At 29.4% G+C, this 13,520-nt stretch carries 13 protein-coding genes; 12 read left to right on the forward strand and 1 reads right to left on the reverse strand.

Annotated features, from left to right (window positions below; translation table 11 throughout):
* Positions 1–114 precede the first annotated feature (114 nt).
* The 10 genes from JW646_RS15900 to JW646_RS15945 all read left to right on the forward strand — a co-directional run bounded on the left by JW646_RS15900 (position 115) and on the right by JW646_RS15945 (position 10,215).
* Entirely contained in the window at positions 115–1,251 is a 1,137-nt protein-coding gene (locus JW646_RS15900; RefSeq protein ID WP_228415631.1) for an aminotransferase class V-fold PLP-dependent enzyme, read from the forward strand.
* 13 nt (positions 1,252–1,264) lie between these two features.
* Positions 1,265–1,801: a (Fe-S)-binding protein gene (locus tag JW646_RS15905; protein ID WP_074915837.1), complete on the forward strand. Its 537-nt coding sequence runs from the start codon at positions 1,265–1,267 to the stop codon at positions 1,799–1,801.
* Positions 1,802–1,983: 182 nt separating this feature from the next.
* Complete coding sequence (locus JW646_RS15910; RefSeq protein WP_206923879.1) at positions 1,984–2,526, forward strand: NADH peroxidase; 543 nt, start codon at positions 1,984–1,986, stop codon at positions 2,524–2,526.
* A gap of 691 nt (positions 2,527–3,217) precedes the next feature.
* Positions 3,218–4,132 carry a CPBP family intramembrane glutamic endopeptidase gene (locus JW646_RS15915; RefSeq protein ID WP_228415632.1) on the forward strand — a complete coding sequence of 305 codons (915 nt, stop codon included), beginning with the start codon at positions 3,218–3,220 and terminating at the stop codon, positions 4,130–4,132.
* A gap of 170 nt (positions 4,133–4,302) precedes the next feature.
* Positions 4,303–4,611, forward strand: a complete 309-nt coding sequence (locus JW646_RS15920) for a rubredoxin-like domain-containing protein (RefSeq protein ID WP_228417398.1) — start codon at positions 4,303–4,305, stop codon at positions 4,609–4,611.
* Between the two features lie 477 nt (positions 4,612–5,088).
* Positions 5,089–6,102, forward strand: coding sequence for a 3-deoxy-7-phosphoheptulonate synthase (gene aroF, locus JW646_RS15925; protein ID WP_228415633.1), 1,014 nt, complete (start codon positions 5,089–5,091; stop codon positions 6,100–6,102).
* Between the two features lie 31 nt (positions 6,103–6,133).
* Positions 6,134–7,426: a 3-phosphoshikimate 1-carboxyvinyltransferase gene (gene aroA / locus JW646_RS15930; protein ID WP_228415634.1), complete on the forward strand. Its 1,293-nt coding sequence runs from the start codon at positions 6,134–6,136 to the stop codon at positions 7,424–7,426.
* Complete coding sequence (gene aroC, locus JW646_RS15935; RefSeq protein ID WP_228415635.1) at positions 7,407–8,486, forward strand: chorismate synthase; 1,080 nt, start codon at positions 7,407–7,409, stop codon at positions 8,484–8,486. Before aroA ends, aroC begins: the two co-directional genes overlap by 20 nt.
* Before the next feature lie 15 nt (positions 8,487–8,501).
* On the forward strand, positions 8,502–9,371 hold the full coding sequence (gene pheA, locus JW646_RS15940) for a prephenate dehydratase (RefSeq protein ID WP_228415636.1): 870 nt from the start codon (positions 8,502–8,504) through the stop codon (positions 9,369–9,371).
* 10 nt (positions 9,372–9,381) lie between these two features.
* Positions 9,382–10,215 (forward strand): prephenate dehydrogenase, encoded by an 834-nt coding sequence (locus JW646_RS15945; protein ID WP_148556456.1) that lies wholly within the window; start codon positions 9,382–9,384, stop codon positions 10,213–10,215.
* Between the two features lie 151 nt (positions 10,216–10,366).
* Here JW646_RS15945 and JW646_RS15950 read toward each other — a convergent pair whose 3' ends face one another.
* The gene (locus JW646_RS15950; RefSeq protein ID WP_148556457.1) at positions 10,367–11,407 is read right to left on the reverse strand and encodes a PTS sugar transporter subunit IIC; all 1,041 of its coding nucleotides are present in this window, start codon (positions 11,405–11,407) and stop codon (positions 10,367–10,369) included.
* A 389-nt stretch (positions 11,408–11,796) separates the two neighbouring features.
* Here JW646_RS15950 and JW646_RS15955 point away from each other — a divergent pair, with 389 nt between their 5' ends.
* Together JW646_RS15955 and JW646_RS15960 are read left to right on the forward strand one after the other, a co-directional pair.
* Positions 11,797–13,068 (forward strand): dihydroorotase, encoded by a 1,272-nt coding sequence (locus JW646_RS15955; protein ID WP_148556458.1) that lies wholly within the window; start codon positions 11,797–11,799, stop codon positions 13,066–13,068.
* A 60-nt stretch (positions 13,069–13,128) separates the two neighbouring features.
* The gene (locus tag JW646_RS15960) at positions 13,129–13,428 is read left to right on the forward strand and encodes a hypothetical protein (RefSeq protein WP_074915851.1); all 300 of its coding nucleotides are present in this window, start codon (positions 13,129–13,131) and stop codon (positions 13,426–13,428) included.
* Positions 13,429–13,520: the final 92 nt, after the last annotated feature.

Here is a 13,520-nt window from a genome sequence, read left to right on the forward strand (position 1 = left end):
AAAAAAATAAAAAATTAATAAAATTAAGGATTATATGGCATATTTACTTATTATAACTATGCTATCATTTATATAAGATGTAATATTATGGAAAGTTATCTGGGAGGAATTAATGTGGAAATATATTTAGATAATGCAGCAACATCTTTTCCAAAGCCAAAAGAAGTAAGTGAGGCAGTATATGATTTTATGACTAATAATGGCACAAGTTCTGGTAGAGGAGCATACAAAAAAGCAATGGAATCAGATTTTATAATATACGAATGTAGGAAACTTATTGGCGAATTATTTAATTTTAAAAGTCCTAAAAATGTTATTTTTACATCAAATGTAACGGAGTCCATAAACATGGTTCTTAGGGGAATGATAAAAGAAAATGATCATGTAATAACAAGTTCCTTGGAACATAATGCAGTATGGAGAACTTTGAAAACCTTAGAAAAAGAAAAAAATATAGATATAAGTAAAGTAAAATGTGATAAAAATGGCATAACTAAAGCAAATGATGTGGAAAAATTAATAAAAGAAAATACCAAGCTTATTATATTCACTGCAGCTTCAAATGTTATTGGGACTATACAACCTATTAAGGAAATTGGAGAGATCGCTAGAAAAAATAAAATTCCTTTTGTGGTAGATGGTGCCCAACTTTGTGGAGCATATAAAGTTGATATTGAAAAAGATAATATAGATATACTTACATTTACGGGGCATAAAAGCTTGCTAGGTCCCATGGGCACTGGAGGCATTGTTATAAACTGTGATTATAATATAGAACCTATAAAAAGTGGAGGAACGGGTGGAGACTCTGCTTATGAATATCAAGTGAATTATTATCCAAACAAATTGGAGACGGGAACTCTTAATGTAAGTGGTATTTGTGGTTTAAGATCTGCTATTAAATTTTTATTAAAAGAACAAGTAGATAATATTTATGAGAAGGAAAAAAGTTTAACTAAATATGCTTTAAATATTTTATCAAAGGTTAAAGATATAGAAATTTATGGACCTAAGGATTGGGAAAAAATTACACCTGTCATATCTTTTAATATAAAAAATAAAAGACCTGAAGACGTGGCCCATATACTTGGAGACAAATATAATATTATGGTAAGAGCGGGTCTTCACTGTGCTCCTTGCGCTCATGAGATTATTGGTACCAAAGAAAGAGGAACAGTAAGAGTTAGCATGGGATATTTTAACGAAAAAGAAGAAATAGATAAATTAGCATATGCACTAAATAATTTGTAAAAGGAGATAGCAAATGTACATAGAAAATTTAGATTTAAAGTTTATTCAACCTTGCACCACAGATTCAAATAGAATAAGAATTAAAGGAAGTTTTTCACGAAATATTGAAGATTTATTTCCTTATTTAAATACATATTTAAAAACTGCAATTTATAATAAAAAGGCAGGAACACTGACATTTAATCATGGACCGAAAATAATTATTATGTACAAAGAAGAGGTGGCTGTTTCAAAATTATTAAATGAAACTGATGCCTTTGAAACTTTAGATTACATAAAAAGTGTTATAAATGATTGTGCTGATAAAATAGATAAAATTACTCCCAATGAAGAGATGAGAAGGCTTCCAAGTCCTATAGATATATATGAATTTTTGCCTAAAATAAATTGTGGTAAATGTGGAGTTGCCACATGCCTTGCCTTTTCTACAAAATTAATAAATGGAAGTTTTAAACCAAATAGGTGTGTTCATTTAGGAGAAAAGGGAAATGAAGAAAATAAAGAAGAGGTTGAAAAAATAGTTTTGATGTTAGGCTACGATTTACAATAAAAGAATAATTATATTGTAGCTTTTAATTGTAAAAAATGGTAACATTATTTATAACCATGATTAATTTTGGCAAAATCAAAAATATTATTAAAAGTTTTGTAGAATTTGTTTAGATAAAAAATCATGGGGTATCTATTAGTTATAAGTAAAAAAGATAATATTTATTGGGAGGGTATAATACTATGAAAAAATTTGTATGTACTGTATGTGGATATATTCATGAAGGAGAAACTGCGCCAGAAGTATGTCCAGTATGTAAAGTAGGATCTGAAAAGTTCGAAGAAATGAAAGGTGAAATGAATTGGGCAGATGAACACAGAATAGGTGTAGCTCAAGGAGTTGACGAAGAAATAGTTGAAGGACTTAGAGCTAACTTCACTGGAGAATGTACAGAAGTTGGTATGTACTTAGCAATGAGTAGACAAGCTGATAGAGAAGGATATCCAGAAGTTGCTGAAGCTTACAAAAGAATAGCTTTTGAAGAAGCAGAACATGCTGCCAAATTTGCTGAATTATTAGGTGAAGTAGTAGTTGCTGATACTAAAGAAAACTTAAGAGTTAGAGTTGATGCTGAGTATGGAGCTACTGAAGGGAAATTAAAAATAGCTAAGAGAGCTAAAGAATTAGGATTAGATGCTATACATGACACAGTTCATGAAATGTGTAAAGATGAAGCTAGACATGGTAAAGCATTCTTAGGGTTATTAGAAAGATACTTTGGATAAGATTTATTATAAATAAATTAGGAATAAATTAAAATATGCTCTTTCTTATGATGAGTAGTCTATCAACTATTTATTGTGAGGAGGGGCATATTTTTTTAGATAGTGGAGATTATAATAAAAAAATGCATATCATTAATAAAAACTAACAAAATAAATTTAAGGTTTTAAATTAAAATTTAAAAAGGGAAAAACCATGAATAATTAAGTGTATTTTAAATTTGTTTATTCCAGAGGACTCATTATGAGTTCTCTTTTTTATTGTAGGAAAATTATATGTTATCTGATTTGTTGATAACGTATAATTTCCAACCACTTTTTACTTGAGCAAGGTCGTTGGCTGAAATTTCATATCGCCCACACAGTGGCTTAAAGCGGTAGCAAAATGATTCGCCAACACGTTGCTCAAAGGCATCTCGTTGGCGACATGAGCTAAGCGAATTTTTATTACTAAAAATAAAAATGAATTTAAATAAAATTTACTTAATGCCATAAATAGCTTTGAAAATGAAGTTAACAAAATAAAAAAATTATAGGAAGACTTATAGAAAGTGATAAATTAAACAATTTGAAACACCAGCATAGAGTAAATGTAACAAATAAACTATGTATAAAGTGAATTAAATATGAAAAAGATATGTGTAAACTAATTTAATTATAAAGGAATTTTATCTTTATAAGGAGGAACATTTTAATGATAGAAAAAACTAGACTTACAGAAGATGCTAAAAAAAGTAGAGTACTCCTTAATTTCTTTCTATCTATATTATTAGCATATTTATTTATAAAAGGAGGGATGGCTACTGGACAATTAATATTTGGACCTATATTGACATCAATATCAAAGAGTAGTTTTTTTATACAGAATCAAAATTTAATAATACAATTTGTTCAGCTGATTGTATTTGGATTGATATCATCAATAGTATTTATTTGGGTACTAGCCATAGAAGGAAGAGAAATAGTAACTTTAGGATTTTATAAAGAGAGTTGGCTTGCAAAATATGCATCAGGATTACTTATAGGATTACTTATGATGAGTACTGTAGTATTTATTCTATATATATTTGGATTTATAACAATTGAAACAAAATCACCGCAACCAGTAGGAATAGGAGCATTATTAAATATTTCAATAATCTTAATAGGGTGGTTGATACAAGGTGCCACAGAAGAAATAGTAACTAGAGGATGGCTAATGAATGTGCTAGGTGCTAGATATAATATTACGGTGGGTTTAATACTATCATCTGTATTCTTTGCATTGATACATTCTGAGAACCCTGGTATAAATTATGTAGCTATGCTAAATATTGTGTTAGTTGGAATTTTACTTGGATTAATAGTTATAAATACTGGTAGCTTATGGGTTGCTTGTGGAATTCACAGTGCATGGAATTTTGCTCAAGGCAATATATTTGGATTCCAAGTTAGTGGAAATGATGTGGGAGTAGGAAGTATAGTTGACTTAAATTTAGTAGGAAATGAGTTTATTACAGGGGGACAATTTGGACCAGAAGCTGGAATGGTATGTAGTTTTGTAATTTTAGTTTTAATAGTTATAATGTTATTTTTAAGTAAAAGAGATTCTTTAAAAAATATTAGGTAAGATCATTGCAGTATATAGAGAAAAACCTGTTTTGAAAATTAAAGTAGCATTAAGCAAATGGTTCCTATATTTAATAGGAACCATTTTTTATATAAAAAAATTATTATTATAAATGTTGTAATTATTACTTGAATTAAAATGAAAAATTTGTTTGTACAGTATGTGGATATATACATGAAGGAGAAACAGCACCAGAAATCTGTCCAGTATGTAAAGTTGGAGCAGATAAGTTTGAAGAAATGAAAGGTGAAATGGTTTGGGCAGACGAGCATAGAATAGGAGTAGCTCCAGAGATAATAGAAGGGTTAAGAGCTAGAGTTGATGCTGAGTATGGAGCTACTGAAGGGAAATTAAAAATAGCTAAGAGAGCTAAAGAATTAGGATTAGATGCTATACATGACACAGTTCATGAAATGTGTAAAGATGAAGCTAGACATGGTAAAGCATTCTTAGGGTTATTAGAAAGATACTTTGGATAAGATTTATTATAAATAAATTAGGAACAAATTAAAATATGCTCTTTCTTATGATGAGTGGTCTATCAACTATTTATTGTGAGGAGGAGCATATTTTTTTTTAATAGTGGAGATTATAATAAAAAAATTATTTTAATAAAATGATTGACAATAAGAAAAAAAATGCATATCATTAATAAAAACTAACAAAATAAATTTAATGTTTTAAATTAAAATTTAGAAAGGGAAAAATCATGAAAAAATTAGAAAAGAATTTAACTGCAAAATTTTATAACTTTTTCTATTCTATGTTCTGGGGCTTTTATTTTAGCGCTGGCTACTTATTTTGCAGAAAAAAATATAAAATCTTTTCTAATGGGTTATTATAGGTGTTAATATATCTATAATCATGAATAATTAAGTGTAGTTTAAATTTGTTTATTCCAGAGAACTCATTATGAGTTCTCTTTTTTATTACAAAAAAATAAGGAGGAATTATAAATGGTAGTTATTTTAAAACCAGGAACTAGTGAAGAGGACATAAACATGATAATAAAAGAACTGGAGAGTTTAAGTGTATCAGTGGATAAAAGTAAAGGGACAGAATGCACCATACTTGGATTAGTTGGAGAAACCAGAAATATAGATCCGTGGGTTATTGAATCTCATGAATTTGTACAAAAGATTATGAAGGTACAGGAACCTTTTAAAAAAGCAAATAGAATGTTTCATCCAGAAAATACAGTAGTAGATGTTTGTGGTCAAAAAATTGGTGGTAAGAAAATTGCTATGATAGCTGGACCTTGTTCAGTGGAAAGTGAAGAACAAATAAAATTAGTGGCAAAAGAAGTTAAAAAATACGGCGGAGGATTTTTAAGAGGTGGAGCATTCAAACCTAGAACATCACCATACAGCTTCCAAGGACTAAAATACGAAGGACTTGATTTGTTAAATAAAGCAAAAGAGGAAAGTGGACTTCCAATAGTAACAGAAATCATGTCTCCTTGTGATATACCAAAATTCGTAGAATGTGCAGACATAATTCAAGTAGGTGCTAGAAATATGCAAAACTTTGATTTGTTAAAAGAGTTGGGAAAAACAAATAAACCTATTTTATTGAAAAGAGGCTTATCAGCAACAATAGAAGAGTTATTAATGAGTGCAGAGTACATTATGGCTGGAGGAAACGAAAATGTTATTCTTTGTGAAAGAGGAATAAGGACTTTTGAGACTTACACAAGAAATACACTGGATTTAAGCATGATTCCGGCAATTAAAAAATTAAGTCATCTTCCAGTAGTAGTAGACCCAAGTCATGGCACAGGAAAATGGTGGATGGTAGAATCTCTTTCAAAAGCTGCTATAGCTGTAGGTGCAGATGGTCTGATTATAGAAGTTCATAACGACCCTAAAAATGCTTTGTGCGATGGGGCCCAATCTATAAAACCAGAGGTATTTGCAGATTTAATGGATGAACTTAAAATAATTGCTGGTGCAGTGGGAAGAGAAATATAAATTTACCTTAAATAAAGAAAGGATTGTAAAAATGGGAAATTTAAAAATTTATCCATCAAAGTTAAAAGGAGAATTAAAAATACCTCCTTCAAAGAGTATGGCGCATAGAGCAATTATTTGTGCAGCTTTAAGTGATAAATTATGTAGGATTGATAATATAGATTATTCAGATGATATTATTGCAACTATAGAGGCTATGAAGTCTTTAGGTGCTATAATCACAAAACATGAAGATTATTTGGAGGTAGTTGGAGTTTACAAAAATATACAAAATACAAAGAAAAATAAAATGATAGATTGTAATGAATCAGGATCTACTTTAAGATTTTTAATTCCAATATCTTTGTTATTTGATGGATCTAGTAGATTTATTGGAAGGGGAAATTTAGGCAAAAGACCACTTAACACATACTACAACATTTTTGATAAACAAAATATAAAATATTCTTTTAAAAAAGATATTCTCAATTTGGAAGTAGAAGGCAGATTAAAAGGTGGAACTTTTGAAGTGGAGGGAAATGTAAGTTCCCAATTTATAAGTGGGTTATTATTTACACTACCATTATTAAAAGAAGATTCAAAAATAGTTATTACTACTGATTTGGAGTCAAAATCTTATGTTGATTTAACTTTAAAAGTAATAAAAGATTTTGGAATAGAAGTAATTAATAATAATTACGAAGAATTTATAATAAAGGGAAATCAGAAATATGAAGGACGTAATTACAAAGTGGAAGGTGATTATTCTCAAGGAGCATTTTTCTTATGTGCCGATGCCTTAGGAAATGAAATTGTATGTAAAGATCTTAATATTGACTCTTTGCAAGGAGATAAAGAAGTTATTAATATTTTGAAAAAAATGAATGTGGATATTTTGGCAAAGGGAAACGAGATTGAAGGCAAAAGAAGAAAAAAATTAAAATCAACTTATATTGATGGAAGTCAGTGTCCAGACATAATACCTGTTATTACTTCAGTGGCAGTTTTGGCAAAGGGAAGGACTGAAATAGTAAATGTGGGAAGACTTAGAATAAAAGAATGTGATAGACTTTCTGCCATAACTAGTGAACTTAATAAGCTTGGTGCAAATATTATTGAAAAAGAAGACAGTATAATAGTTGAGGGTGTAGATGAATTGGAAGGTAATGTGGAAGTTTGGAGTCATAAGGATCACAGAATAGCCATGACATTAGCAATAGTATCAAGTAGATGTAAAAAACCTATAGTAATTAAAGACTATGATTGTGTATCAAAATCCTATCCGAATTTTTTTGGAGATTTTGAAAAAGTAGGAGGTATAAGTATTGAGTGGAATGTGGGGTAATAATATAAAGATTTCTATTTTTGGAGAATCCCATGGAAGTGCTATTGGTATCAATATTGATAGCTTGCCTTCTGGGTTTGCTTTAGATATGGATGAAATTATGAGGGAAATGAAAAGAAGAGCTCCTGGTAAAAATAATCTTTCAACATTAAGAAAGGAAGATGATGAGCCGAAAATATTAAGTGGATATTTTGAAGGAAGAACTACAGGAACTCCTCTTTGCGCAATTATTAAAAATAATGATAATAAATCAAAAGATTATTCTAAGATTAAGAACACGATAAGACCTGGTCATGGAGATTATCCCGGATTTGTAAAATACAATGGATTTAACGACTATAGAGGAGGAGGTCATTTTTCAGGAAGAATAACAGCACCCTTAGTATTTGCAGGATCAATTTGCAAGCAAATATTAAGAAAAGAAAAAATTGAAATTGTAGCACATATTCAATCCATAGGAGAAATAAAAGACAAAAGTTTTCTAGACTATGATTTAGATAAAGAATTAATAAACTCGTTAAAATATGAAGAATTTCCTTTACTAAATAAAAATTTAGAAGATAAAATGAAAGATGAAATTCTAAATGCAAAAAAAGAAGGAGACTCAGTAGGAGGAGTTATAGAATGTATGATTTTAGGTGTGAAAGCAGGTATAGGAAGTCCATTTTTTGACTCTGTTGAATCAACTTTAGCTCACTTAATGTTTTCAGTTCCAGCTGTAAAAGGAATTGAGTTTGGAAGAGGATTTGATATAACAAAGATAAAAGGTTCCAAAGCCAATGATGAGTACTATTTAGATGGAAAAAAAATTAAAACTAAAACTAATAATAATGGTGGTATAAGTGGCGGAATAACAAATGGTATGCCCATAATATTTAGGGTGGCAATAAAACCAACTCCCTCAATATATAAAGAACAAGGTACTGTGGATATACGAACTATGGAAGAAACTACTTTAAAAATTGAAGGAAGACACGATCCTTGTATTGTCCAAAGAGCATTGCCTGTTATAGAAGGGGTTAGTGCCATTGGGATTTTAGATCTTATAAAAAATAGTTAAATAGGGGGAATAATAGTGGATTTACATGATTATAAAAAAGAAAATTTAGGCAAAAACAAAAGTAATATAATAATTGGTTACCAAGGAGTTAAAGGATCTTTCAGTGAAGAAGCCATGATTGAATTCTTTGGGGAAAATGAAAATGAAATAAGTTATGACAAATTTGAAGATGTGTTTATAGCTTTAGATAAGAATGAAATAGATTATGGAATTTTACCTTTTGAAAATTCATGTACTGGAGCAATAACTGCTGTATACGATTTGCTATCAAAATATGGATTTTATATTGTGGGAGAAGAGTGTATAAAAATAAAACAAAATTTGGTAGGAATAAAAGGTTGCAAACTTGAGGATATTGAAGAAGTTTACTCTCATCCTCAAGGTTTTGAACAAAGCAAAAACTTCTTGAAAAATAATGAAAACTTGAAATTGATATACTTTTATAACACAGCAATAAGTGCAAAACATGTTTCAGATTTAAATGATAAAAGTAAGGCAGCTATTGCCAGTGAAAGAGCAGCAAAAATTTATGGATTGGATTTAATAGAAAAAGGAATAAATGATAATGAAAGTAACAATACAAAGTTTGTAATAATTAGCAAAAAACTAGAGTTAAGTAACAATTGTAATAAAATGACTGTGACATTTTCTTTAGATAATAAAGCAGGAACTTTATATAATTTGCTTAAACATTTTGCACAAAACCAAATCAACATGGTAAAAATAGAATCTAGACCAAGCAAAAGTAGGCTGTGGGAATATGTTTTATATGTTGATTTTGAGGGGAATATTAACGATGAAAATGTAAGAAATGCCATAAGTATAATTGAAGGAAAAAGCAAATATTTTAAATTGTTGGGGTGTTATAAAAAGAAAGAAATTTAAGAGGTGTATTATGAAAATATTAATTGTAGGCCTTGGCGTGATTGGTGGAGGATATGCTATGGCCCTAAAAGAAGCAGGATACAAAGAAGTTTATGGAGTAGATAAAAATGCAGATACTTTAGATAAAGCAAAAAAACTAGGGATTATAAAAGAAGGATTTACAAATGAAAATGAAATAATTTCTAAGGTAGACTTAATAGTTCTTGCCATATATCCTAATTTAGTAAAAAAATTTATTATTAAAAATAAAAATGAATTTAAAGAAAATACTTTAATTACAGATGTGACAGGAATAAAGGAATTATTTATTCATGATATAATTGAAATCTTACCACAAAATATGGACTTTGTATTTGCTCATCCCATGGCAGGAAGAGAAAAAAAAGGAATAGACTATGCTACGAATAAAGTATTTGAAGGTGCTAATTTCTTGATAATTGAACATGATAAAAATAAAGAAAAAAATTTAAAACTAATAGAAAAACTAGCTTATGAAATGGGTTTTAAGCATGTTAAAAGAACTACTCCTAAGTTTCATGATGAGATGATAGCCTTTACAAGTCAACTACCACATGTTCTTGCTGTAGCATTAATAAATAGTGATTTGGATAATAGAAATACAGGGGAATTTATTGGTGATAGCTATAAAGATTTAACCAGAATTGCAAATATGAATGAAGAATTGTGGAGTTTATTATTTCTAGGAAATAAAGAAAATTTGCTTAATGCCATAAATAGCTTTGAAAATGAAGTAAACAAAATAAAAAAATGTATAGAAGATGAAGATAAAAGTGGATTGGAAGAATTATTTATAAAATCTACAAAAAGAAGAGAAATGCTATAAGATAAATAATGATCTTAAAAAATATAATAAATAATTAAGAAAGGAAAAGGTATAAATTAAAATATGGAAATTGATTATTTGAATAAAAAAAAAGCTTAAAGGAATAATTTATATTAAACCTTTAGGCTTTTTAATTTGCTATTTAAATATATTAAGCAGCTATATCATCTGAGTTAGTTCCACGAACTACATCAGCAGTAGTTATTTTGTAGTTTTTGAATATTGCATATCCTATGAAACCAGCAGCTATTGATACTGCAATACAACCAGCAGCAGTTATTAAAACTTGCATTGGTGGGTTATAAGCAAACATTACTGCGAAACCAGCTATTGGAGTAGCAGTTCCTGGAGAGTTGTTTACAAGTCCCATCATAGCTATTATTACACCAGACATTGCACCACCTATAAAGTTAGTAACATATACTGGTATTGGGTTAGCAGATATTAAGTCAGCTTGAGTTAATGGCTCTATAGCAACTGATATATTATCTTTCTTAGAACCGAACTTCATTTTTGAGAAGAATACAAAGTTCATGAAAGAAGAACCAAATACTGATAATGCACCTATTGCCATTGGAGCACCAGTTAAGCCGATCATAGCTGTTAAAGCCATTGAGCTAAGTGGAGCAGTAGCAACAACTGTTATTAAACCACCAAGTATTACACCCATTAATATTGGAGATGCAGATGATGCTTGAGTTAATACTGTACCTATTGTTTCAAGAACACCATTTACAACTGGACTAGTAAATTGTCCTATACCAAATGCAAGTGGAGCAGCTACTAATATTATAACGATTAAATCAAGTCCAGCAGGAACTTTTTCTTCTAACTTTTTAATAACAAATGATACTAGGTAACCAGCTAAAAATCCTGGTAATATCTTGAAGTTTAAACATGTAAGACCAACCATTACAGCATATACTGGAGAAACTCCAAGAGCTAATGGTACTAAAGTTGCAGCGGCAACACCACCTAATGAACCGTTTGCTGCTCCTACGTTTTCAAGGAATTTCATTCCTAAAACTTGACCAAAGAATGAGAAGTGGAAAGCTTCAACTAAGAATGATGCAACTGCAGCGTTTGCAAGTCCACCCATTGCTTTCATACCTTGTGGTGCTTTGTAACTAAATAAAGTAAATAGTGCTAATACTACTAATAATAAAGCAGTACCTGTTAAAATTTGAATCATATCGATTTCCTCCTAAAATTATTGCTAATTCCTCTGAAAAAGTTTAAGGAATTAAATTTTGAGGATAAGCCTTTCCTCAATTGATGAAAGATTTCCTCTTACGTATAAAAAACATTTTACATTATAATAATAAATTTGTAAACCTATTTTTCGACAAAAATTTCAAAAAACAAAATTTTATATAAATTCTAAAAATTTCATTAAATTATATACTTTAAAAAATGAATATTTTTCAAATTACATTTTAGAGCCTATTATGGTAAAAACTGAATAATATTAAAAAATAAGGATTTTATGTATGTGTTGATAAAATTCTTTTTTATTTTTTAATAAAAAATGGTACAATATTTATAATTTATATATAAATAGATATTGCAAAGGAGGTATTTATGCTTTTAATAAAAAATGGTAGATTAATTGATCCATTGAGCAAAAAAGATGAAGTAGTAGATATAGCTATTGATGGTGGGAAAATTAAAAAAATTGGTAAAATAGAAGTTAATGAAAAATTTAAAAAAATAATAGATGCAAAAGGATATATAGTTTCTCCAGGGCTAATTGATGTTCATGTTCATTTTAGAGATCCAGGTTTCACATATAAAGAAGATATATTAACTGGAGCAAAATCTGCAGCAAGAGGTGGATTTACAACTGTTGTTTGTATGGCAAACACAAAACCTGTAGTTGATAATGTAAAAACGCTAAATTATGTAAATGAAAAAGCAAAAGAAGCTTGCATTAATGTACTTCAAGTTGGTAGCATAACAAAAAGTTTTAGAGGAAAAGAATTAACAAACTTTGAAGAACTATTAGAAAATGGTGCTGTAGGATTTAGTGATGATGGTATAGCTATAATGGATACAGAAATCTTATATAAAGCAATGAATAAAGCTAAGGAACTTGATGTGCCAATAAGCCTTCACGAGGAAGATTCTAATTTTATAGAGACTGCTGGTGTAAATGACAGTGAAATAGCTAAAAAATTAGGTCTTAAAGGTGGAGCCAAAACTTGTGCAGAGGATGTTATGGTAGCTAGAGACTGTATGATTGCCTTAGAAACAGGAGCGAAAGTAAGTATTCAACATATAAGTTCAGGTGTAGCAGTAGAAACAGTAAGATTTGCAAAATCACTTGGAGCAAAAGTTTATGCAGAGGCAGCGCCTCACCACTTTACTTTAACTGAAGAAGATGTACTAAAACATGGGTCATTGGCAAAGATGAATCCACCACTTAGAACACATAAAGATAAGCAAACAATAATTGAAGGATTAAAAGATAATACAATAGAAATAATAGCAACAGATCATGCACCACATATTATAGAAGAAAAAAGTCGTGCGTTTGCTGCCTGTCCAAGTGGTATCATAGGTTTGGAGACATCTTTAGCATTAGGTATAACATCTTTAGTAAAAGAGAAACATTTAAGCCTAATGGGATTATTAGAAAAAATGACTATAAACCCTGCAAAACTTTACAATTTAGACAGAGGATTTATTAAAGAAGGAGCTATTGCAGATATTTTAATATTTAACCCAGATGAAGAATGGACAGTAAAAGACTTTGATTCTAAATCAAGTAACTCTCCTTTTATAGGTGAAAAACTATTTGGAAAAGTTAAATACACAATTAGCGAAGGAAAAATTGTTTATACTGACAAATAATCCTAAAATGTACTTACCTATGTTATAATTTAATTGAAAATATATCTTAGGGGGTAACATATGACAAGGGGAAGTAAATTTAATGTAGGAATAAATAATATAACTATAGACCGTTTCACTTTATTGAGATACAAATTAATTTTAGATGAGTATATTAAATCTAATGACCTTTGGGAAGAAAATGCTCGTGAATGTTGGCTATATGATTTAATAGATTTTAAATTAAAAGGTGATGTGGGACTAACTTATAGAAGTATAAGAGTGTTAGAAGACAACTGGGGATTTGATAGTGATAAGGACGACATTGATGATTATATTAACAGACATATGGCTAAGTTTATGGCAAAAGCAATTAAATAAATATAAAATATTTTGTGATTTAGAAATTTGTATGACCACCTTCATGGTTTTGAGGGTGGTCATTATTTTTAAAAGTAAAATGTTTAGAACCA

Origin of the sequence: Terrisporobacter hibernicus (assembly GCF_020809405.1) — a bacterium.
Classification (GTDB): Bacteria; Bacillota; Clostridia; order Peptostreptococcales; family Peptostreptococcaceae; genus Terrisporobacter; species Terrisporobacter petrolearius.

Excerpts from the sequence above, each read along its gene's own strand:
- JW646_RS15960 (WP_074915851.1), top strand. The coding sequence starts at position 13,129 with ATGACAAGGGGAAGTAAATTTAATGTAGGAATAAATAATATAACTATA.
- JW646_RS15945 (WP_148556456.1), top strand. The coding sequence starts at position 9,382 with ATGAAAATATTAATTGTAGGCCTTGGCGTGATTGGTGGAGGATATGCT.
- JW646_RS15910 (WP_206923879.1), top strand. The coding sequence starts at position 1,984 with ATGAAAAAATTTGTATGTACTGTATGTGGATATATTCATGAAGGAGAA.
- JW646_RS15915 (WP_228415632.1), top strand. The coding sequence starts at position 3,218 with ATGATAGAAAAAACTAGACTTACAGAAGATGCTAAAAAAAGTAGAGTA.
- JW646_RS15905 (WP_074915837.1), top strand. The coding sequence starts at position 1,265 with ATGTACATAGAAAATTTAGATTTAAAGTTTATTCAACCTTGCACCACA.
- JW646_RS15950 (WP_148556457.1), bottom strand. The coding sequence starts at position 11,407 with ATGATTCAAATTTTAACAGGTACTGCTTTATTATTAGTAGTATTAGCA.
- JW646_RS15955 (WP_148556458.1), top strand. The coding sequence starts at position 11,797 with ATGCTTTTAATAAAAAATGGTAGATTAATTGATCCATTGAGCAAAAAA.
- aroA (WP_228415634.1), top strand. The coding sequence starts at position 6,134 with ATGGGAAATTTAAAAATTTATCCATCAAAGTTAAAAGGAGAATTAAAA.
- aroF (WP_228415633.1), top strand. The coding sequence starts at position 5,089 with ATGGTAGTTATTTTAAAACCAGGAACTAGTGAAGAGGACATAAACATG.